Annotated in this window: 23 protein-coding genes; 4 read left to right on the forward strand and 19 right to left on the reverse strand. The window is 58.9% G+C overall.

The window, feature by feature from the left end; genetic code table 11:
- Window positions 1-266: 266 nt before the first annotated feature.
- The 19 genes from P0111_16535 to rpmH all read right to left on the reverse strand — a co-directional run bounded on the left by P0111_16535 (window position 267) and on the right by rpmH (window position 17,576).
- The gene (locus P0111_16535; GenBank protein MDF0645639.1) at window positions 267-1,028 is read right to left on the reverse strand and encodes a methyltransferase domain-containing protein; all 762 of its coding nucleotides are present in this window, start codon (window positions 1,026-1,028) and stop codon (window positions 267-269) included.
- Between the two features lie 12 nt (window positions 1,029-1,040).
- Window positions 1,041-1,580: a GNAT family protein gene (locus P0111_16540; GenBank protein ID MDF0645640.1), complete on the reverse strand. Its 540-nt coding sequence runs from the start codon at window positions 1,578-1,580 to the stop codon at window positions 1,041-1,043.
- Window positions 1,581-1,743: 163 nt separating this feature from the next.
- Window positions 1,744-2,166: a F0F1 ATP synthase subunit epsilon gene (locus P0111_16545; protein ID MDF0645641.1), complete on the reverse strand. Its 423-nt coding sequence runs from the start codon at window positions 2,164-2,166 to the stop codon at window positions 1,744-1,746.
- Complete coding sequence (gene atpD / locus P0111_16550) at window positions 2,166-3,608, reverse strand: F0F1 ATP synthase subunit beta (GenBank protein MDF0645642.1); 1,443 nt, start codon at window positions 3,606-3,608, stop codon at window positions 2,166-2,168. The genes P0111_16545 and atpD overlap by 1 nt, the downstream gene beginning before the upstream one ends.
- Before the next feature lie 188 nt (window positions 3,609-3,796).
- The gene (atpG, locus tag P0111_16555) at window positions 3,797-4,675 is read right to left on the reverse strand and encodes an ATP synthase F1 subunit gamma (protein MDF0645643.1); all 879 of its coding nucleotides are present in this window, start codon (window positions 4,673-4,675) and stop codon (window positions 3,797-3,799) included.
- A 146-nt stretch (window positions 4,676-4,821) separates the two neighbouring features.
- Window positions 4,822-6,339, reverse strand: a complete 1,518-nt coding sequence (gene atpA / locus P0111_16560) for a F0F1 ATP synthase subunit alpha (protein ID MDF0645644.1) — start codon at window positions 6,337-6,339, stop codon at window positions 4,822-4,824.
- An 18-nt stretch (window positions 6,340-6,357) separates the two neighbouring features.
- Window positions 6,358-6,897 (reverse strand): ATP synthase F1 subunit delta, encoded by a 540-nt coding sequence (gene atpH / locus P0111_16565; protein MDF0645645.1) that lies wholly within the window; start codon window positions 6,895-6,897, stop codon window positions 6,358-6,360.
- 126 nt (window positions 6,898-7,023) lie between these two features.
- The gene (gene mnmA / locus P0111_16570; protein ID MDF0645646.1) at window positions 7,024-8,106 is read right to left on the reverse strand and encodes a tRNA 2-thiouridine(34) synthase MnmA; all 1,083 of its coding nucleotides are present in this window, start codon (window positions 8,104-8,106) and stop codon (window positions 7,024-7,026) included.
- 68 nt (window positions 8,107-8,174) lie between these two features.
- Window positions 8,175-8,576 carry a polymer-forming cytoskeletal protein gene (locus tag P0111_16575; protein ID MDF0645647.1) on the reverse strand — a complete coding sequence of 134 codons (402 nt, stop codon included), beginning with the start codon at window positions 8,574-8,576 and terminating at the stop codon, window positions 8,175-8,177.
- 67 nt (window positions 8,577-8,643) lie between these two features.
- On the reverse strand, window positions 8,644-9,135 hold the full coding sequence (locus tag P0111_16580) for a polymer-forming cytoskeletal protein (protein ID MDF0645648.1): 492 nt from the start codon (window positions 9,133-9,135) through the stop codon (window positions 8,644-8,646).
- Window positions 9,136-9,289: 154 nt separating this feature from the next.
- A complete protein-coding gene (locus P0111_16585; GenBank protein MDF0645649.1) occupies window positions 9,290-10,138 on the reverse strand; it encodes a ParB/RepB/Spo0J family partition protein in 849 nt (282 codons plus the stop codon).
- Window positions 10,116-10,892, reverse strand: coding sequence for an AAA family ATPase (locus P0111_16590; protein ID MDF0645650.1), 777 nt, complete (start codon window positions 10,890-10,892; stop codon window positions 10,116-10,118). The genes P0111_16585 and P0111_16590 overlap by 23 nt, the downstream gene beginning before the upstream one ends.
- A gap of 52 nt (window positions 10,893-10,944) precedes the next feature.
- Window positions 10,945-11,586 (reverse strand): 16S rRNA (guanine(527)-N(7))-methyltransferase RsmG, encoded by a 642-nt coding sequence (gene rsmG / locus P0111_16595; GenBank protein ID MDF0645651.1) that lies wholly within the window; start codon window positions 11,584-11,586, stop codon window positions 10,945-10,947.
- Window positions 11,587-11,617: 31 nt separating this feature from the next.
- The gene (gene mnmG / locus P0111_16600; protein MDF0645652.1) at window positions 11,618-13,531 is read right to left on the reverse strand and encodes a tRNA uridine-5-carboxymethylaminomethyl(34) synthesis enzyme MnmG; all 1,914 of its coding nucleotides are present in this window, start codon (window positions 13,529-13,531) and stop codon (window positions 11,618-11,620) included.
- A 9-nt stretch (window positions 13,532-13,540) separates the two neighbouring features.
- Window positions 13,541-14,959 carry a tRNA uridine-5-carboxymethylaminomethyl(34) synthesis GTPase MnmE gene (gene mnmE / locus P0111_16605; protein MDF0645653.1) on the reverse strand — a complete coding sequence of 473 codons (1,419 nt, stop codon included), beginning with the start codon at window positions 14,957-14,959 and terminating at the stop codon, window positions 13,541-13,543.
- A 17-nt stretch (window positions 14,960-14,976) separates the two neighbouring features.
- A complete protein-coding gene (yidC, locus tag P0111_16610; GenBank protein MDF0645654.1) occupies window positions 14,977-16,656 on the reverse strand; it encodes a membrane protein insertase YidC in 1,680 nt (559 codons plus the stop codon).
- 20 nt (window positions 16,657-16,676) lie between these two features.
- Window positions 16,677-16,889, reverse strand: a complete 213-nt coding sequence (gene yidD, locus P0111_16615) for a membrane protein insertion efficiency factor YidD (protein MDF0645655.1) — start codon at window positions 16,887-16,889, stop codon at window positions 16,677-16,679.
- Between the two features lie 8 nt (window positions 16,890-16,897).
- On the reverse strand, window positions 16,898-17,278 hold the full coding sequence (rnpA, locus tag P0111_16620) for a ribonuclease P protein component (GenBank protein ID MDF0645656.1): 381 nt from the start codon (window positions 17,276-17,278) through the stop codon (window positions 16,898-16,900).
- Between the two features lie 160 nt (window positions 17,279-17,438).
- Complete coding sequence (rpmH, locus tag P0111_16625; GenBank protein MDF0645657.1) at window positions 17,439-17,576, reverse strand: 50S ribosomal protein L34; 138 nt, start codon at window positions 17,574-17,576, stop codon at window positions 17,439-17,441.
- A 429-nt stretch (window positions 17,577-18,005) separates the two neighbouring features.
- Between rpmH and P0111_16630 the strand changes: the two genes are divergently transcribed.
- The 4 genes from P0111_16630 to P0111_16645 all read left to right on the forward strand — a co-directional run bounded on the left by P0111_16630 (window position 18,006) and on the right by P0111_16645 (window position 21,191).
- Window positions 18,006-18,623, forward strand: a complete 618-nt coding sequence (locus tag P0111_16630) for a hypothetical protein (GenBank protein MDF0645658.1) — start codon at window positions 18,006-18,008, stop codon at window positions 18,621-18,623.
- Between the two features lie 53 nt (window positions 18,624-18,676).
- Window positions 18,677-19,783, forward strand: coding sequence for a L,D-transpeptidase (locus tag P0111_16635; protein ID MDF0645659.1), 1,107 nt, complete (start codon window positions 18,677-18,679; stop codon window positions 19,781-19,783).
- 9 nt (window positions 19,784-19,792) lie between these two features.
- Entirely contained in the window at window positions 19,793-20,425 is a 633-nt protein-coding gene (locus P0111_16640; protein MDF0645660.1) for a L,D-transpeptidase, read from the forward strand.
- A 169-nt stretch (window positions 20,426-20,594) separates the two neighbouring features.
- The gene (locus tag P0111_16645; protein ID MDF0645661.1) at window positions 20,595-21,191 is read left to right on the forward strand and encodes a hypothetical protein; all 597 of its coding nucleotides are present in this window, start codon (window positions 20,595-20,597) and stop codon (window positions 21,189-21,191) included.
- The last annotated feature ends 137 nt before the right edge of the window (window positions 21,192-21,328 follow it).

The following is a 21,328-nucleotide window of genomic DNA, read 5'->3' on the forward strand; positions in this document are numbered from 1 at the left end:
TACTCAGTTCTGTACATGGAGCCTCTGAGCGATGCGAGAACGCCGCTGGCGAACTTTATCAACAGCCTGCTAGGAATTCGAGCGTAGACTATGCCCCTGCAGCCCGTCAAGCCGACTCGTCCTTGCTGAACGCGCCGTGCCAGACCTGTGCATCGACCGCAGAAATCCCAATCTCCGTCGTGGAGGGATCGATGTGGCACGGCGATCGATGTCCCAGGCAGGCTGCTGCTCGAAATTCCGTGACGGCCGCGGCGTGAAGGTACTCCTCACCCAACGGTCGGCTTGACGGCATGGCAGCGCAGGCGGACGTAATCCACCGTCCAGCGACCATCGGAGGTCGCCAACTCAGGCCGCAGCGCCTCGCGCACGCGCCGGAGGAATTCAGCGCGGCTCGTGTCCGGGATCAGGCCGAGGAACGGCTGAGCGAACATCTCCAACCAGGTTGTGATATCCCCAGGTAAATTCGTCGGACGAGGAACCAAGTCGATCGAGATGACCCGGAAGCCCTGCCGCTCCAGTCTGGAACGATATTCCTCAGCGGTCGGGAAGTACCAGGGTTCAATGGTGGTGGAATCGCAGCCGTACGTCTTGAGAATGGTGTGAAGCCCGGCCAGCACCCTGGTCAAGTTGCCTTTCCCGCCAAACTCCGCCACAAACCGGCCGCCAGGTCGTAAGGCCAGTCGAATACTGCGCAGCGCTTCGTCGGGTTTGACCATCCAGTGCAACGCTGCGTTGCTGAAGACCGCGTCGAAGGCCTCGTGGAAGGGAAGCTGATGCCCGTCCATCACCTGGGCGGGGACGCCACGGGCCTTCGCTGCCTCGACCATCGCGGGACTCGCATCGATTCCGACCGCGTCGCAGCCCAGGTCCATGAGCTGCTTGGTGAGCACCCCATCGCCACAACCCACATCCAAGACATGCTCGCCCGGTTGGGGCGCCAGCAGGTCGATCAGCGGGGCTCCGAGGTCCGTCACGAACCGCGCGTGCTCCGCGTACTGTTGAGGGTCCCAGACTTGTCGGGCTGCCATGGAAGATTGAGTTTAGCTCAACGAGCGAAACATCATGAGCGCGTCCTGGTAGCGACCATCGTTCTTACGCACGGCATCGGGAATCACGCCAAGTACCCGAAAGCCGAGCTGCTCCCACAAGTGGCGCGCGACCTGATTTTCAGAAAAGACAAGATTGAAAATGACACTGCGAAAGCCGAGCACCTGGGCATAGTCCAGCATCGTCGCGCCGAGGAGGCGACCCAAGCCGCGATTCCGCCAGTCCGGCGAGACGATGAAGCCGGCGTTCGCCACATGCTTCGCCCGCCCAGGCCAGTTCGGCTTGAGATAAAATGCGCCCAGCAATTCACCGCTCGGCTTGCGTGGCCGCTCATAGGCCACCACCGTACTCTTGCCCTTGACCCAATAATCCTGAAATTCCTCTTCCCGAAGGAGCTGGTCGTGGGGGTACGACGTCCCCTCGGTCACGATCTTCTCATAGAGCGTGGCGAGCAACGACAAATCCCCCTGTCCTGCCAGGGTCAATTCGATCGCTGTCCCGTCCTTCAAATTGGCGTCAAGAGGAAATGGCATGGAAGCTGAGCAGGTTCGTGATGTGGAGCCGCCGGGTGGATTGGAGTGTAGGGCGATGACGTCACTCACCCGACCTTGAGCCGATTTCCGGAGGCATTTCCTTTTGGAAACCTCGACGCTCGTGCTCCGCAGCGGAGAAACATCCCCCGGCTTTGCGGGATTCCTAGGCGTGGCCGCTCTTGCCGGCTCGTTCAGCGATCTTCTTACGGAGGCGGGCTTTTTCGAGGCTGATTTCAGCCTCCTTGAGTTCGGAGGGAAGACCACCGGCCTTCAGGCGTCGCTCCGCCGATTCGACGGCGGCCTGTGCCCGGTCCACGTCGATATCCTCGGCTTTTTCCGCGATCTCGGCCATGATGGTGACACGATCGGGCGTCACTTCGGCGTAGCCCCAGAGGATGGCCATGTGAAACGTTCGGTCACCCGTGCGATAGCGGAGTTCACCGATTCGCAAGGTGGAAAGGAAATGACAGTGGCCGTGCAACACCCCGAACTCTCCTTCAGAGCCCGGCGCGATGACTTCATCCACCTGCTGGCTCAGCAGCTGTTTTTCCGGCGTGACGACTTCCAACAGAATCTTTCCAGCCACTAGACTTTCACTCCCATCTTTTCCGCCTTCGCGACCGCTTCTTCGATCGGTCCTACCATGTAAAAGGCCTGTTCGGGCAAATGGTCATATTTGCCGTCCAGAATTTCCTTGAAGCTGCGGACGGTATCCTTGAGTTTCACGTACTTCCCCGGCGCGCCGGTAAAGGCCTCGGCCACATGGAACGGTTGCGACAAGAACCGCTGAATCTTCCGTGCGCGGGTCACAACCATCTTGTCGTCCTCCGACAATTCGTCCATGCCGAGAATCGCGATGATGTCCTGCAGATCCTTGTACCGCTGCAACACGGACTGCACGCCGCGCGCAACCTTGTAATGCTCCTCGCCGATCACTTGCGGATCAAGAATACGAGACGTCGAATCGAGGGGATCGACGGCCGGATAAATACCCAACTCGGCCAGTTGCCGGGACAGCACGGTTGTGGCGTCCAGGTGCGCAAAGGCCGTCGCAGGAGCGGGATCGGTCAAGTCGTCGGCGGGCACATAGATCGCCTGCACCGACGTGATCGACCCACGTTTGGTCGAGGTAATGCGTTCCTGCAGCGCACCCATTTCTGTGGACAAGTTCGGTTGGTATCCCACGGCGGAGGGCATGCGGCCCAGTAGTGCGGACACCTCCGACCCGGCCTGCGTGAACCGGAAGATGTTGTCGACAAACAGCAGCACGTCCTGATTCTCTTCGTCCCGGAAGTACTCCGCCACGGTGAGACCGGTGAGGCCGACGCGAAGACGGGCGCCGGGGGGCTCGTTCATCTGCCCGTAGACGAGGGCGGCCTTCGACTTCGTAAAATCGTCGGGATCGATGACTTTGGACTCCTGCATCTCGTGCCAGAGATCGTTGCCTTCGCGCGTCCGCTCTCCCACCCCGGCAAAGACGGAGAATCCCCCGTGGTGTAAGGCGATATTGTTGATGAGCTCCATGATGATGACGGTCTTGCCGACGCCGGCTCCGCCGAAGAGGCCGACTTTTCCGCCCTTGCTGTAGGGTTCGAGCAGATCGACGACCTTAATGCCCGTTTCCAGCACCTCGGTTTTCGTCTCTTGGTCCTCCAGCTTCGGCGCAGGCCGGTGGATCGGGTAGGTTTTCTTCGCCTTCAGCGGTCCCTTCTCATCGACCGGCTCGCCGAGCACATTGATGAGCCGGCCCAAGGTCTCACGACCGACCGGGACAGAGATGGCGGCGCCGGTATCCTGCACATCCATACCCCTGGTCAGACCGTCGGTCGAGGACATGGCGACGCCGCGCACACGGTTTTCTCCGAGATGCTGCGCGACCTCGAGTGTCAGACGCACCGCCGGTCTACCCGCCGCCTTGTTTTCCTCCTGATGAACCTTCAGGGCGTTATAAATATTCGGAAGATGTCCGGGAGGGAACTCCACGTCGACGACCGGTCCGATGACTTGAACGACTTTGCCAGTACTCACTGCTCTTCTCCTTCCTTGTCCATCCACCACAGCTCTATTCGAGCGCGTGGCGCCGACCTGGGCGATTTTCTCACCCGCCCGTCCCTGCCGCGCCAAGACGCGGCTTTCACCAAGCACCCGCAGCGGGGACCCCACACCGGGCGGGGTGCGAGGACGAGCGGGCTGGTCGGCGACAGGACCCGCGTGAATTACTTCAGCGCCTCGGCGCCTCCTACAATGTCCATCAGTTCCTTGGTGATGGCGGCCTGCCGAGTCTTGTTGTAATACAATGTGACCTTCCTGATGAGTTGCCCGGCATTTCTGGTCGCGCCGTCCATGGCCGCCATGCGGGCTCCGTGCTCGGCTGCCGCTGACTCCAACAGGATGCGGTAGGTCTGCACTTGCACGTGCTTCGGCGCCAAGGCGCTCAGGATCTCCACCTCGTCCGGCTCACAGAGATAACTCCCGCCGGTGGTGCCTTCAGCTTGGGCTGAGCCGAACTCGGCGGCTGTATCGATCGGAAAGAGCTGTTCGACGATGACCCGCTGCTGAATCGCGGACTTGAACTCGTTGTAGACGACATACAATTCGTCGAAGCTGCCGTCCACAAAGTTGCGGCTCAGGTCATCCCCGATATCGATGGCATGCTCGAAACTGAGCTTGTCGAAGACGCCCGTCCATTCCTGTCTGATCGTCCAACTACGACGGCGGAAGTAGTCGCGGCCTTTGCGACCGACGATGCTCAGATTCGCCTGAAGGCCCCGTGCCTCGCATTGCCGGGCGAATTCCGAACTTTTCCTGACGATGTTTCCGTTAAAGCCTCCGCAAAGCCCTCGGTCGCTGGTCACGACGAGGATCTCCACTTTCCGGCCCTCATGCTTTCTCAGCAGTGGATGGACCTTGCGGTTGACCCGTTGGCTGAGACTCCCCATGACGCTCCGCATCTTGTGCGCGTAGGGTCTCGCCGCCAGGATACGGTCTTGCGACCGTTTGAGCTTGGCCGCGGCCACCATTTTCATGGCCTTGGTGATCTTCTGCGTATTCTTGAAGGCCGCAATTTTCCTGCGCAGACTTTGTAAACTTGGCATGCGATCCGATGAAAACGGCCCCCAACCTTGTTCTCAGTCGCCCTCCTCCTTGCGACGTACATGCCCCGTACGCCTCAGTCGTCGGGCTCCCTGCGGCCTCGTTGGATGGCCGTTTTGATCGGCCGCAGAGAGACTGCCCTGATCTGCTACTTCCCGCCGTATCCCATCTTCTGCTTGAACGTCGCGAGGATTTCCTTGAGTCGGCCGCCGACTTTATCATCGATCTTGCCGATGCTGACGATTTCCTTCTTCAGTTCCGCATGGTGCTGTTGTACGTAGTGGAGAAAATCGGCTTCGAACTGCTGAACCTTGTCCACCGGCACATCGTCGAGAAAGCCGTTGACCCCGGCATAGATGGACAGCACCTGATCACTCACCGGCATCGGCTTGTACTGCCCCTGCTTCAACAGCTCGACCATTCTCACGCCGCGCGCGAGCTGCAGCTGCGTGGCCTTGTCCAGTTCGCTGCCGAACTGCGCGAAGGCCGCCATTTCCCGGTATTGCGCGAGGTCAAGGCGAAGGGTTCCGGCCACCTGTCTCATCGTCTTGACTTGGGCCGAGCCCCCGACACGCGACACGGACAACCCGACGTTGATCGCCGGCCTGATGCCCGAGTAGAAGAGGTCGCTGCCGAGATAGATCTGTCCGTCCGTGATCGAGATGACGTTGGTCGGAATGTACGCCGACACGTCGCCCGCTTGGGTTTCGATGATGGGAAGCGCAGTCAGGCTCCCCCCGCCGAGCTTGTCGCTGAGCTTCGCCGCGCGCTCCAACAGCCGAGAATGGAGATAGAACACGTCGCCCGGATAGGCCTCGCGTCCGGGAGGTCGTCGCAACAACAGCGACAATTGCCGGTATGCGACCGCATGCTTCGACAGATCGTCGTAGACGATCAACGCGTGCTTGCCGTGGTCTCGAAAATATTCGCCGATTGCGGCGCCGGCGAAGGGGGCCAAGAACTGCATCGGAGCCGCATCGCTGGCGGTCGCCGACACGACCATGCTGTAGTCCATGGCGTGGTTTTCTTCCAGAGTCTTGACCACGCGGGCAACGGTCGAGCGCTTTTGGCCGATGGCGACGTAGATGCAGAACACGCCGAGGCCCTTTTGATTGATGATGGTGTCGACGGCGATGGCGGTCTTCCCGGTCTGCCGATCCCCGATGATCAACTCCCGCTGCCCGCGCCCGATCGGGATCATGGCATCGATCGCCTTGATGCCGGTCTGTAACGGCTCGCGCACCGATTGGCGGGTATTGACGCCGGGAGCCACCACCTCGATACGCGATGAATGCGGCGATGTGATCGGTCCCTTCCCGTCGATCGGCTGCCCGATGGCGTTCACAACGCGGCCGACCAGGGCCTCGCCGACGGGAATCTCTGCGATGCGGCCGGTGCGCTTCACCGGATCGCCTTCCTTGATTCCGACGTCGTCACCCATCAGGACGGCGCCGACATTGTCCTCTTCGAGATTGAGGGCGATGCCGTACAAACCGCCGGGGAATTCCAACATTTCGCCGGCCATGGCACCGTCCAAGCCATAGACCTTGGCGATGCCGTCGCCCACTTGAATGACTGATCCGGTCTCTTTGACGTCGACCTGCTTGTCGAAGCCCTTGATCTTCTCTTTGATGATCGCGCTGATTTCGTCCGCTTTGATCTGCATGGCTGCTCCTCTATGGTGCTATTCGCGCGTCAACACCGCTCGTATGGTATTCAGGCGCCCCCGAACCGTGCTGTCGACCACTCGGCTCCCGATGAGAATCTGGAGACCGGCCAGGAGGGCGGCATCGGTCTGAAAGGCGACGTCGACCTCGCGTTTCAACGTGTCGGTCAAACGAGCCTTGATGCGCTCCTGTTCCGACGACGGCAGTGTGACGGCCGAGGACACCACCACGTGCTGTCTGCCTTTTGAACGATCGACGAGATGGGCAAAGGCTTCTGCGATTTCCGGCAGGAATGCGACCCGGTGCTTCTTGACGAGCTGAGCCAAAAAGGCCTTCGCGGCCGGAGGGCAGCCCAGACGGCTGCCGAGTTCCGTCAACACGGCGATTTTGTCATGGACCCCGAACGCGGGAGAGGCCACCGCATGGCGGAGGGAGGCGGATTCCTTCATGGCCTGCCCGAGACCAGCGAGGGTACCTCTTGTGGCTTCTATGGACGATGGATCGAGAAGCTCGAAGAGTGCCTGTGCGTAACGTCGCGCAACTGCCGTCTTTATCACTGTGCTGGCCCGCTCTTTCCTCTTTTGGACAAACGAGAAACCTTCGTGCTGGACGCACGAAAATCGGCGCGCCAAGTTAGCACTGGCCGATGGGAACTGTCAATACGAGGACCACCCTGTGGGAGACTAGTCGGCGCGAATGATGCCGCCGCCGAGCACGGCGTCCTCCTGATAAAAGACGGCGGACTGGCCGGGACTCACGGCTCGCAGCGGAGCATCGAAGCGGACGCGGAGAGTGGTCCGATCGACCGGCTCGATCGTTGCGGGGCAAGCCGGCGTGGCATGGCGGATTTTGACCTCGGCTCGAATCATCTGCGTGAACAGATTCGGATGCAACAGGTTCAGATCCACGACCTGACAACTGTGTTGCGCAAGTGACTCTTCGGGACCCAGGACGACGGTGTTGGTCGCGGCGCGGACTTCCTGAACATAGAGTCGCCGGCCGGCCGCCACACCCAGGCCGCGCCGCTGTCCCGGCGTATAGAAGGCGATGCCTTCATGGGCGCCGAGATATCGCCCTTCCCGGTCGACGAAAGCCCCGAGCTTTTTTGCTCCGGGCAGTTCTGTTTCAATGAAGGTCCGATAGTCGCCGCGGCTCACAAAGCAAATTTCTTGGCTTTCCTTCAACTCATCGGCGGGCAGCCCCAGCGCTTCCGCCTCGCGCCAGACCTGCGCCTTGTGCATTCCACCCACGGGAAAGATGAGGCGTGGCAGCCAGTCGGCATGCAGGCGATAGAGAAAGTAACTCTGGTCCTTCTTCGCATCCACGGATCGGTACAGCATGGTCTTCCCGTTCTGCTGCGCGGTCCGAACGTAGTGACCGGTCGCGACGTACTGAATGCCGCGAGCGTCCGCAAGCTCAACGAGGCCGCGCAGTTTGACGCGTTCATTACATCGCACGCAGGGATTCGGGGTCGTGCCTTCTCCGTAGGCCCGGAGAAAGTCATCGATGACTCCTTCCCGGAAGGGCTGCCGCATGTCGATCACTTCGTAGGGAATGTTCAACCTGTTCGCGACAAACTTCGCGATCCCGATTTTGCAGCATCCCCGCTCCTGCCACTTTTTCGACACGGGGGCATGCTCGTCCTCAGGCTCCCAGACTTGGAGGGTGACACCTTGAACGTCGTAGCCTTGCCGGACCAGCAAGACAGCGGCCACGGAGCTATCCACTCCGCCGCTCATGCCGAGGAGTACTGTCGAACGCGCCATAGTGGATCGTATTCTACCGAGGCAGAAGGGAAAGGGCCAGGGGACGGTGGGGAGAGTCTCTTCTGTGACTATGAGGCGAGAGTGACGGCGGGTTCCTCCTCCGGCCACCGCTCCAGCCCCATATCGCACATGCCGTGAAAATGCGACCCCTCTTCAATCGCGATCGACGGGGTACGGATGTCACCCACGAGGACACCGGGCTTGTGGACGCTGATTTTTTCCACCGCCGTGATCGTCCCGTTGATCCTGCCGCTGTTCATGAGAACGCCGGCCGACACGACTCCCTTGATGACCGCCGTTTCTCCGACGATCAAGGTCCCGGTCGTATGGATTTCGCCCTCGACATGGCCATCAACCCGCACAGTGCCGTCGAATTTGACGACACCCTTGAAGCGGACGTCCTTGGCGAAGAGCGTGATATTGTCGCGCCCCTGCACCATCGGATTCTGGCGTTCCTTCAGTGCCCACATGCCTACCTCCCGAGGGTTGTAGTTGTAAAGGATACTGGGTGTACGCCGGCCGATCGAGGATCAGCGGCTAGGCGCCCACCCGTTTGACACCGGAGGCGCTGCTTCCGCTCAGGGTATGTACCGTGGCACCTTGAGTACCCTGACCCATCTCCAGCCCCCCGTTGAACTGCACGCCGTCTTCCATCGAGAGAATCGGCGTCTTCACGCTGCCGTTGACGACGGCCGGTGCGCGCAGCTTGACGCGTTCTCTGGCGACGACGTCTCCCGTGATCTTGCCTTTGCAGACGATCGTTCCCGCGGAGATTTTGGCCTGAATGACGGCGTCCTCTCCGATCAACAGCGTGCCGTCCGTTCGAATTTCCCCCTCCAACGAGCCGTCGATCCGCACCGTGCCGTTATAGGAAATGGTGCCCTTGAAATCCACGCCTTTCCCGACGAAAGCACTGATGTCTTCCAAGCCTTCCTTGCCGGTGGTGGACTCCGTTTGAGACTGTTCAGTATCCTGATCTTGGTCTCCCTCTGTCTGGCGTTTGGCGTCCTGTTTATCCTGTCCCCACATGAGCGCTCCTCCTACATGTATCGATGCCGGATGTGATCTGAATGTGCCTTAGCGCTCGGAGACATGGACTGACAGTGCCATCAGCCGCCTGATTTGGCAACTGATATGCCATTTCTCTCGAGCGCATAAAGCGTTGACGCTAATTTCAGCGCGGTCACTGAAGAATATTTTCCAGAATCCCGTCGAGCTCCGCGGGAGAAAAATAGTGGATGATGATTCTGCCGCCACGGCGGCCGCTGGCGATCTTCACCTTGGTGCCGAGCCGTTTCTCCAACCGATGTTCGACATCCGACAAAGGAGACCGCCTGACCTCTTTGATCTTGCGCTTCTTCTCACCGAGAGCGGATTCGACTAAGTTTTCGGTTTCTCGGACAGAGAGACCGCGGGCCGCGATCAGTTGAGCGATCCGTTGCTGCTCGACAGGACTCGACAGCCCTAGAATGACCTTGGCATGGCCCAAGGTAAGCTGATCGGTCTCGATGAGTTGTTGTACGTCGGCAGGAAGGTTCAGCAGTCGGACGATATTGGCAATGGAAGACCGTTCACAACCGACCCGCTGGGCGATCACCTCCTGTGTCAGACCGAATTCCACCAGCATGCGGTGATAGGCCCTCGCCATTTCCAAAGGATTGAGATCCTCACGCTGGAGATTCTCCACCAGGGCCAGGACCATGGACTCGTCGTCGCTGCAGTTCCGGACGACGGCTTGAATGGTCTCCAGCCCGGCGGCTTTCGAAGCACGCCACCGACGCTCTCCCGATATCAACTCATAGATCCCGTCTCCCTTGCGCCGAACGAGTATCGGCTGCAGCAACCCGCTTTGTTTGAGCGAGGCCGTCAACTCATCGAGTTCCTGCGGCGAGAAGCTCTGTCTCGGTTGATATCGGTTGGGGACGATCGCATCAACCCGAAGGTGCTGCACATCAGTTGCGTCAGGCACCGCAGTCGGTTTGCCGGAGGGAAGGAGCGCCTCCAGACCCCTACCCAAGGCTTTTTTCTCCATGGCCGAGAAACTCCTTGGCTAGAGAGAGGTACGATTGAGCGCCGGTCGACGCCATGTTGTACAAGAGGACGGGACGACCATAGCTCGGAGCTTCCGCAAGCGTGACGTTCCGGGGAATCGTGACCTGATAGACCTTGTCGACAAAGTGCGACCGAACCTGATCCGCAACCTGCCGAGCCAACGTATTCCTCACGTCGTACATTGTCAAGACGATCCCCTCGATCGTCAGCTCTGGGTTCAACGAGTGACGGACTCGTTCGATGCTGTCGATGAGTCGCGTCAATCCTTCCATCGCATAGTACTCGCATTGCACCGGAATCAGCACTGTTCGGGCGGCACAGAGAGCATTCACGGTCAGAATTCCGAGTGCCGGTGGGCAATCCAGAAAGATATAGTCAAATCGATCTTCTATTTTCTGGAGCACATGACGAAGACGCTGCTCTCGATCTTCAATGTTGACCAGCTCAATTTCAGCGCCTGCCAGATCGGCATTAGAAGGAAGTATAGAGAGATCACCGATCTCGGTCTTTTTCACAATGTCGTCACTATTATCGTTATTTATCAAACAGTTATAAATATTTCCGTGAAGTGATCTCGGGTCGAGACCGAGCCCGCTCGTGGCGTTACCCTGCGGATCCATGTCCACAAGCAAGACTCGCTTACCTTGCAATGCAACGCCTGCGGCAAGATTGACGGACGTGGTGGTTTTTCCTACTCCACCTTTTTGATTGGTTACGGCAATAATCTTCGCCATCGATCTCTCTCTAACCTTCATCCTCGCCTGTTCCACGTGGAACAGGCCTACCTCATTTCGGTGACAAAACGGTAATCACTCGCTCACCGGCATTCTCTGGCAAGTCAAACTTCCGCTGGGCTTCGATCACAAACTTCGTTGGAGAGTCTTTCAAAATCAGTGGCTCTGTTCGATACAGCACGATTTTACCGGTGGGCAGAGCCAGGGAGAGCAATTCTGAATGAATGACGTCCGCGCGTACTGCCCTCGCTGTAATAAAGCGCGTGTGAGCATCACCATGGTCCTGATACTCCTGAACCGTTCGAGCAAATACCTCAATGTCCGTGAGTCTGAGTGTTCCGATGAGGGAGGACAGAAACGAGCATTTTTTCTTATTTGATTCAATCAACGTCACCTGCAGATCAGGTCGAACAATCTTGAGGGGAATTCCAGGAAAGCCTGCTCCGGTTCCCACATCAATCAATTTTGCTTGATAAGGAAATAGAACCGTCGCAAGCGATACTAGGGAGTCGATGAAGTGCTTTATCACAATTTCACGGGGGTTTGTGATGCTTGTGAGGTTAATTGTCCTGTTCCAATACGTGAGTTGTGACAGATACCTCATGAACTGTGTGCATTGGTCTCCCGTGAGGGCAATTTTAAATTTCTCGGCTGAATGAATGAGGAGCTTCTCCAAATCCACTTCATGTTCCACGTGGAACACTTACGTGAACCGGAGAGAGAGGTCAAGACTGAATCTCGACTCTACCGTCTTGAGCAACGGTGGATCCGCCTTGTCTCTTACTTTTTTCCAGGGCCACGAGAAGAAGTGAGATCGCCGCCGGAGTGACACCAGAAATTCTGGAAGCTTGACCAATCGATTCCGGTCGGACCTTGAGCAACTTTTCTCGCACCTCCTGGGAGAAGCCAGGAACGTGATGGTATGGGAAGGTCGGTGGAATCAGCTTGCCCTCAAATTTGCTGAAACGAGCAACCTGCTGAAGCTGACGCCTGATGTATCCGGCGTACTTGACATGAATCTGAACTTCTTCAATAATTTCAGCATCTTCTTGTCGATCAATATCCAAACATGCGAGCAAACTCTGATAATTAACACCTTGTCGACGAAGCAGCTGCGCCACGGTACATGTGTTGGACAAGTCCGAAATACCTGCTCCGTATAGGCGCGACCGGACATCATCCGTCGGATTCAGGCGTAGGCTCTCCAATCGCTCAATTTCACGGGTAATTGCTTCTCGCTTTTTCTGGAAGCGCGCAAAGAGCTCTTCCGAAACCAATCCCACTTGTCGACCTTGCTCGGTCAAACGTAGATCGGCGTTCCCGTGCCTGAGTAGGAGACGATATTCAGCGCGGGACGTAAACATGCGGTAGGGTTCGCGTGCATCCTTCGTAATCAAGTCGTCGATCAGGACTCCAATGTAGGCTTGCGAACGGTCAAGCACGAGCGGAGACTTCCCCTGCAGCTTCAGGACGGCGTTGATCCCGGCCATCAGACCTTGGGCGGCAGCCTCCTCGTATCCGGAGGTTCCATTGATTTGTCCCGCATGGTAGAGCCCCTCAACCAGCTTGGTTTCCAAAGTCGGATGCAACTGCCGCGGCGGGAAATAGTCGTACTCGATCGCATAGCCGGGCTTGAGCATCGTGGCCTGCTCCAATCCTGGGATGGTCTTGAGGATCGCAGCCTGCGCGTCTACAGGGAGACTGGTCGAGATCCCATTGGGATAAAACTCTCGACTCTCTAGGCCTTCAGGCTCAACAAAAACCTGATGTCGTTGCTTATCCGCGAACCGAACCACTTTGTCTTCGATCGAAGGACAATACCGTGGTCCTGCAGATTCAATCACTCCGGCATACAACGGCGACCGATCGAGATTATTCCGGATAATGTCGTGCGTGCGCTCATTCGTGTGAGTCAGGTGGCAATCGCGCTGAGGCGTCCGCACGTGATCGGTTCGGTATGAGAACGGCGGAGGAGGCTGATCTCCCGGCTGAGGAATCATGACGGAAAAATCGATAGTATCCCTATCCAATCGGGGAGGAGTGCCGGTTTTCAACCGGCCCACCTCAAAACCGAAATCCCGCATGCAGTCGGACAAGTGCTCCGCCGATGCTTCGCCCGCTCGACCGGCCGCAAAATGCTGGAGACCAATATGGATGAGACCCTTAAGGAATGTACCTGAAGTCAAAATGACCGCTTGGGCGTCCAGGCGCTCGCCGCCTTCCGTGACGATGCCGGTGACCTTCCCTCCGCTCGTGAGCACCCGATCGACCGTTCCCTGGGCGATGGTCAACCTCGACTCGCGCTCGAGTGTCGTCCGCATGGCCTCTCGATACAGCCCCTTGTCGCACTGCGCCCGTAACGCCCGCACCGCCGGCCCCTTACTGGTATTGATAAAGCGAAACTGGATGCCGGCCAGATCCGTGTTTCTGGCCATCTCGCCTCCGAGGGCGTCGATCTCCTTGACGAGATGCCCCTTTGCAATGCCGCCGATGGCCGGATTGCACGACATCTGTGCAACGCGCTGCAGGTCCATCGTCAACAGGAGGGTCCGAGCCCCCATGCGCGCCGCGGCCAAGGCGGCTTCACAGCCGGCATGCCCGCCTCCCACGACGATGATTTCGAATCGGCGTCGATCCATGCCTTCTCGCTATTTCCCGATGCAGAACTCCGCAAACACCCGCTCCAGAATCTCGTCGGTTGTAATCGCACCGGTGATCTCTGCCAGCGCCTCCGTTGTCACGCGTAAATCCGCGGCGATCAATTCGGCCGCGACACCCTGTTCGAGCGAATCCAACGCTTGATCCACCGCCTCCGCCGCTCGTTGCAATGCAGAGTGGTGACGCACGTTCGTAACGATCACCGTCTCTCCCGCATCGCCCCCGCCCGAGATCAATTGTCTGCGCACCTCGGACCGCAAGCGATCCAACCCTACGCCGGTCACGGTCGATACCGAACAGACCAGGGCGTCGGACGGCATCGCCTCGGATGGCACGACACAAGGGAGATCCGCTTTGTTTACGACGATGACACGGAGGCCAGCACCGGTTGCCTCGATCAGCTGCCGGTCTTCGTGAGTCAGAGGCTGACTCCCGTCTACCACAACCAGCGACAGGTCCGCCTCCCGCTGGGCGGACCTGGTCCGTTTGATGCCCTCCAACTCGACGGGGTCCTCTGTCTCCCTGAGGCCGGCCGTATCTATCAGATGGATTCGGAGTCCCTCCAGATCGATGGACTCCTCGATCACATCTCTCGTCGTGCCAGGAGTCGCCGTGACAATCGCCCGATCTTCTCGTAGCAACTTGTTCAGCAAGCTCGACTTCCCCACGTTCGGGCGTCCAAGAATGACGACACGCGCTCCCTCCCGCAAGACCTTGCCCTGCCGAAAGGAATCGGCGAGCCTACGGATCATGACTGCCGCGTTCTCGATGGTGCGACGAAGCTCTTCTCCCGTCACGAAACTGATTTCTTCCTCGACAAAATCGATTCCGGCCTCGACATGCGCCAACAACCTCAGCAGGGCCGAACGGACTGATTCCACCTCCGTCGCCAGTTCGCCCCGCAGCTGACGCTGTGCCAGGCCCAGGGCTGCCGCAGACCTCGCGCGCACGGTATCCAATACGGCTTCGGCCTGGGAGAGATCCAACCGTCCGTTCAGGAAAGCTCGCTTCGTGAATTCACCGGCTTCCGCAGGTCGAGCTCCCGCTTCAGCGCAAACCTGGCAGATCAAAGACAGAATCAATCCTCCTCCGTGCGATTGGATCTCCACGACGTCCTCACCCGTAAACGATCGCGGGGCCTTCATATGCACGACGAGGGCTTCATCCAGAAATACGCCCGGACTCGGACCTAGGGTCCCTTCACGGCTCGTCATCAAAACAGGAGCTAGCACATCGGCGAGATGTAACGTATGGGTGGCCACTGCGCCAAGAAGCCGCCCGGAACGCAATCGGACGACTGTCTCGCCGATCCGCAGCGCTTCAGGCCCGCTCAGCCGCACGATGCCGACGCCCCCTTCACCGACAGGGGTGGCTATCGCACAGATTGTGTCATCGAGCGATCCGCGCATGATGCGTGACGACGAGACTATTTCGCCGGTTCGGCTATCAGCGGTTTGGCGAAGAACAGGCGGTCCGTAACCAACTGCTGCGTGATGGTCAGGACATTGTTCGTCAACCAATAGAGCACCAATCCGGCGGGAAAATTGATGAACAAGAACGTCATAAACGCCGGCAACATGAGCATGATCTTCGCTTGTGTCGGATCCATCGTCGTCGGCGTGATCTTCTGCTGAAGGACCATTGTCGCGCCCATGATGATCGGAAGCACATAGTACGGATCCTGCACCGACAGGTCGGTGATCCAGCCAACGAACGGGGCCTGCCGCAGATCGATGGTCATGTACAGGATATTGAACAAGGCGACGAAGACCGGCATTTGCAGGACCATCGGCAGGCATCCCCCTACCGGATTCACCTTGTGATCGCGATACAGCTTGATCAATTCCTTGTTCAAGCGGTCGCGGTCGTCTTTGAATTTTTCTTGGACCGCCAATACCTTCGGCTGAATCACCTGCATCTGCTTCATCGATTTATAGCTCTTATACTGCAGGGGGACGAACAACAGCTTGATGCCCATCGTCAGCAGGATGATCGTGACGCCGTAATTGTGGGTAAATTCATTGATGAAGCGGAGAACATAGAAAATCGGTTTTGCGACAGCCTTGACGACGCTCCAGCTTCCGAATATGAACCAGCCGAAATCGATCGTATCTTCCAGCCCCACGCTCAATGAGCGCAGCGTGTCGTACTCCTTGGGGCCCGCATAGAGCCTGAGCTGATTGACCGCTCCGTCGCCGACCAAGGCCGTCTTCACGCTCACGGACACCAGCTTCTCCCCTTCCTTCTTCTCCACGGCCGTCGTCCCACGTTGCGGCATCAAGACACCGATGAAGTACTTGTCTTGAAGCGCAACCCATTGCACTGCTCCCTTCCGTTCCAGTTGGGTATCCGGTATCTCCTTTTCGACCTTTCCGTCCACCAACGAGGCCGGACCGATCGATCCGATCATTCCGTCACCCCACTCCACGATGCCGAAATTCGTTCCTAAGGCCACTTCATACGGCTGCGAGACTCCCTGCACCGTCACGGCCACATCAACTTCATAGCCGCCGACATGAAAGGTCAGCTGCTTTTGAACCGTCAACCCGGTTGCCGCGTCATGGAACCGCATCGTCACGTGGCCTTCCGGATGAGCCGCATCCAGCTTCACAAAATCGCTGTCGAGGGAAAATACTCCTTCGCGCACCGTCCTATCCGCCGAGGATTCGGCCAGCACGATCGAGAGAGGGCCTCGGAACTTCCCATTCTGCTTCTGCTGGCTCTGGTGAACCAATTCCACCCATTTTTCCTCAGTGGGGGCACTGCGATACTGCTTGAGCTGCCAACTGGAGATCACGCCGCCGCGTGCACCGAGCACGACCCGCAGGAGGTCTGTTTCAACGGTCAGCTTGCCGTCTGCCGCAGCAGGCACAGGATTCGCTCCGGGCGCGACCGCCCCGGCCTCGGACGCCCCTGTCTGAGACGTCATGGGAGCAGCGGGGATCGCGGACTCGGGCTTGCCGGCGAGCTGCGGTGGCGTATCGCGCGCCGGTTCCTCCTGAACGGAGCCAGATTGCGGCAGCCATCCGAACTGCTTCAGCAGCCAGTCGTAGCTGAGGATCACGGCAAGGGAAAGGACAAGAAATATGACGACGCGTTTTTCCATGGGTCTTCCGTAGCTCGGCGCTAGTCCTTCACCGGATCATGCCCTCCGGGGTGAAAGGGATGGCATTTCAAGAGGCGACACAGTGCCAGAACCGATCCGCGCCCCACGCCGAACCGGCTGATGGCCTCGGCAGCATAGGCGGAGCAGGTGGGCTCAAAACGACAGGCCAGCCCCAGCCACGGAGATATCCAGTAGCGATACCCGGCGAGCACAGACAGACAGAGTCCTCGCATCCCATCCTTCATAGAGGCCGCGACGCATCGTCTTCGTCGCGAAAGAGCCCTTGTCGACGGAGCGTCGAACACCATGCCGTCCGCAAACGTTCAAAGGGCAAGCCCAGCGCCTCGCGCTTTGGAAATACCAGAAGCGCGTAACCTTCCGCCAAGCGCTCGGACACGTGCCTCGTCAACTCGCGGAACAGGCGCTTGGCTCGATTCCGCCGTACGGCAACCCCGAATCGCTTCCCGACCACGATCCCGACGCGGGTGTCCGTCCTCTCGATCCTGCATATCAGCAGATTGAACAGCCCCGTCGCCAGACGACGCCCGTGCTGCTTGACGTACGTGATGTCACGACTGGCACGGAGGAAGCGTTCGCGTTTCGCATGTCTGATCCCTGTCATGCCGGCACACCCCCGCGCGGCGCCCGCCAGGATGTCCCGGCCTACAAGGCTGAGCGTGACCGCACCGAACCATGCTGGATGGAAACTTCCCGAATGGGGGAACGGACGGGGGACAACGGGTGCTCGCGATGCTCGGCGGTATCCTGATCGGATTCGTTGGCTACACGGTCAATCTAGCCCGCCCTTTGGCGCGACGGCGAGCCAGCACCTTGCGACCGTTCTTGGTCGACATACGTTTGCGAAACCCGTGCTCACGCTTCTTCTTCAAATTCGACGGCTGTTGAAACGTAAATGACATACCGTGACTCCTTCGATCATTTTCCGAAACGAACGGTGCATTATAGGTAGGGGTCTTCGAGCTGTCAAACCGCGTCAGGCAGGTTGCATACCCGTGATCATCCCGCCGAGTCTCTTTCAACAGCTCCACGCACCTGTATCGATGTCATGTAGTAAGCCCTTGAAAAGCCGTTCAAATTGAGGCGCTTTTGTAGATCTTTTCGCCCGACTGAGCTAGACTGCCTCAGAGTCGCCGTGGACCGATGGCTTGGCGCCCTCCAATCGTCAATGTTTGCGGGCAAGATGGCGATTTCCAAGGGACGATTCAGTGGCACTGCCTTTGCGAATGTCCTGTATTTGCCGCATCATAGACCGACGTCATTTGTATCGATTACGCCCAACATCCCGTTTCATCCACCGACCTCTGTCGGTGACTGAAGGAGGAGAGCTCATGGTCAAGCCATGGACATGTTTCATCACGCTCTACGCCCTGCTGCTCCTCGGCGGCTGCGCGCAACCCCCGGCCGACCAAATCAGTTCGGCCGAACAGGCAGTTAAGGATGCCCAACACAGCGGTGCGGCCACCTACGCCGCCGACGAGTACGCCAAGCTCGAGGGCGGCATCGCCGCCATCAGGAAAGAAGTGGCCGATCAAGAAGCCAAGTTCGCCTTGTTCCGAGATTACGGCAAGGTCGACCAGTTGGTCGCCACGGTGAAGACGGACGCCGAACGAATAAAGGCCGAGTCGCTCAAAAAGCTGGAGGAGGCCAAGATGAGCGCCGTTCAGGCCCATCATGCCGCCGAAGACGCCGTTAAACGCGCGGCCGATTTGATCGCCACGGCCCCGGCCGGCAAGGACCGCGCCGCCCTTGAGTCGATCAAGGCCGATGCGGACGCATTGAAGGCGTCCCTCAACGATGTCCAGATGATGATCGACAAATCGGACTACCTCACGGCCCAGACCAAAGCCAAGGCCATTCAGGAAAAAAGCCAGGCGTTGGCTCACGAAGTCGAAGCGGCCCTTGCGAAGATCGCAAAGGCCAAACCGGTTCGCGGCAGGAAAAAATAGGGGACGTCGTCGTGGTGACAGATTCTCGCACAACCAGGCCGTTCCGGTGGAGCATGACAGTACTGACTCTGTCCTGCCTCCTGACGGGTTGTGTGAAGGCCGTGCCGGAGGAGGTCGTGCAGGCGGTCGCATCCATCGACCACGATCTGGTCCGATTGCGCGCCTCGGAGATCGCCCCGCGTGAATATGCGCGCTTCGCTCAACAGTGGATCATTCTCAAGGCTCGCGTCGAAGCAGAGGACGACACGATTCGGTGGCCCTGGGAACCCAACGATTTGGAATCCGCGCTTCGGGGCTTGCACGAAGAGGGTGTCCAGACTGTCCGCAGACTGACTGAGCAGCGCGAATCGCTTCGCCGCACTGCGGAGCAGCAGCTCGTACGCGCCGAAGACCGTTCGCGCACCCTCGCACGGCAAGTCGGCACGATCGACAGCCGATTGGTCCTCGGTCGGAACCCTGTGGAAACGGACTTGCTGCTCAAGCAGGCCCGGTCGTTTTATCAGCTCCAGGAGTACGGCCACTCTCTCGCCGCTTCAGAACAGGCTGCCCAAAGACTAGCGACGCAAGCCTCGCTGCTGAACAACGAACTCGGACGCTACGCCAGCCGCGAACGCATCGCCCGTTGGCAGAAGATGGTCAAGGAAACCGTGGAGTGGTCGCGATCACACCGCACCGCCGCCATCGTCGTGAGCAAAGCGGACCGCCGTCTCATCCTCTATAGAAACGGACAGCACGTGCTGTCATACTCGGTCCGGCTCGGCTTCAACGGCATCCGTGAAAAGCGCTACCAGGGCGACGGCGCCACCCCGGAGGGGCGGTACCACGTGACGACCAAACGCGGACAGGGTCAAACGCAGTTCTTCCGCGCGCTCGTGTTGGACTATCCCAATGCCGAGGACCGGCAGCGATTTCTTCTGGACCGGAAGACCGGGCACATTCCCAATTCGCGCGGCATCGGCGGTCAGATTGAGATTCATGGCACTGAACGCCAACTGATGGCGCCATCTCTGGGCTGCGTCATGCTTGAAAACCCTCAAATGGCCTGGCTCTTCAGCCGGGTTGAAAAGGGCACCCCGGTGACCATCGTCGGGGCGCTGGACGAACAAAATTCCGTGGCCCTCGTCTTGGCCGATCTTCGCAATGACGCGAATGAAATATAGCGGCATCCGATGAAGCAAGGTCGCTTGATCCTCGCCTCAAGTGTGGTCGCCTTTCTCCTGTTGAGTCTGGTTCAAAGTACTCCGCGAATCGAGCCCGGCCCGCTCGACGAGTCTCCGACCGTCGGCGATCCGGCCGCTCTGCTTGTCCTGCAAACCCGTTACAAGTCCTTGACAAGACAACTTGCGCAGTTGGTTCCGAACCGTCCGTACATCGTCGTCGACACAGCGAGAAATCATTTGTTCATCAAACGCCGCGACCGAGTCATGTTGGATGCCCTTGCCTCGACAGGAAGCGGAACGATACTCGACAAGCCCGGCGAAGCCGCCGGCCAATGGATCTTCGATACGCCGCGGGGCGAATTCTATGTTCAATCCAAGCTGGTGAATCCCGTCTGGGTCAAACCTGATTGGGCCTTCGTCGAAGAAGGCCTGGCCGTTCCCACCAGTCACGCCGATCGGATGGAACCGGGCGTGCTCGGCGAATATGCGCTGGGATTCGGAAAGGGCTACTTCATCCACGGCACGCTCTATCCGAGACTCCTGGGAAAGAACGTCACGCACGGCTGCATCCGACTGAATGACGACGATTTGAAGAGCGTCTATCAACTTGCGCGCGTCGGCACGCCCATCATGATCTTCTAGCCGAGTGCAGAACCGCCCGGCCTTCGCATCTCTTCCCCGCCCGAAACCAACCTCGTACACTGGTCCGGTGCGACCTCTACGGCAGCCAGCGGTCCGAAAGGCGCACAGGGCCCTGCGCGCCTGGAGGAATACGATCCTGTTCCTCTTGCTGTCCTTGCGGATCACGACGGTGCAGACAGCATGGGCGGCCGAGTCCGACAATCCGCTCGACGTGAACATCAACGATCCGGTCGCGCTGCACGAAGCGACGCGCGTCTTGGCCGAGGAAGTCAAATTGGCCGCGCGCCCGCAGGCCTATCTGCTGATCGATCTCGCAACCAAGACTGTCGTCCTCAAGGCACGCGGAGTGGAACTCCACCGCCTGCCGATCATCGAGTGGTACGCGCAATCTCAGGACAGGATGACGGGCACTTTTCGTCTCACTGGGCGACCGGCCGTGGTCCGGCGCAAAGCAGACTCGCCGGGGACGGAGCAGGAACCGATTTCTCTGGCGGACATGCCGGATTCTTATGAACTGGTGTTCTCTCCTCCTCTGACGCTGGCGGTCGTGGCTCCCCCAGAGCAGGCGCCGGTTCGTTGGACGCTTCTTCGCATGAAACGCTGGTGGCACTGGTTGGATACGAGGGTTCGCGCCCTGTCCTCCGGCATCGATGTACAACGGCCCCCCTCCGTCGAACTCATTCTGTCTGAACGCGAGGCACAATCTCTCGCCTGGTCCCTGACCAACGGTATGCCCACAATTATCCGCCGCACGAGTCAACACTGACAGATCAGAAGCGTTGCCTTTCCGTTTTTCGCCCCATAAGATACCCGGAAAGACATCGCCGCCGTACCATCCACTTGCCGTGACGCCGACAGACGCGATCGTTCCGTCAGGAGTCACTGGCCCATTCCAGTTGTAAG

This window comes from Nitrospira sp. (assembly GCA_029194535.1).
Taxonomy (GTDB): Bacteria; Nitrospirota; Nitrospiria; order Nitrospirales; family Nitrospiraceae; genus Nitrospira_C.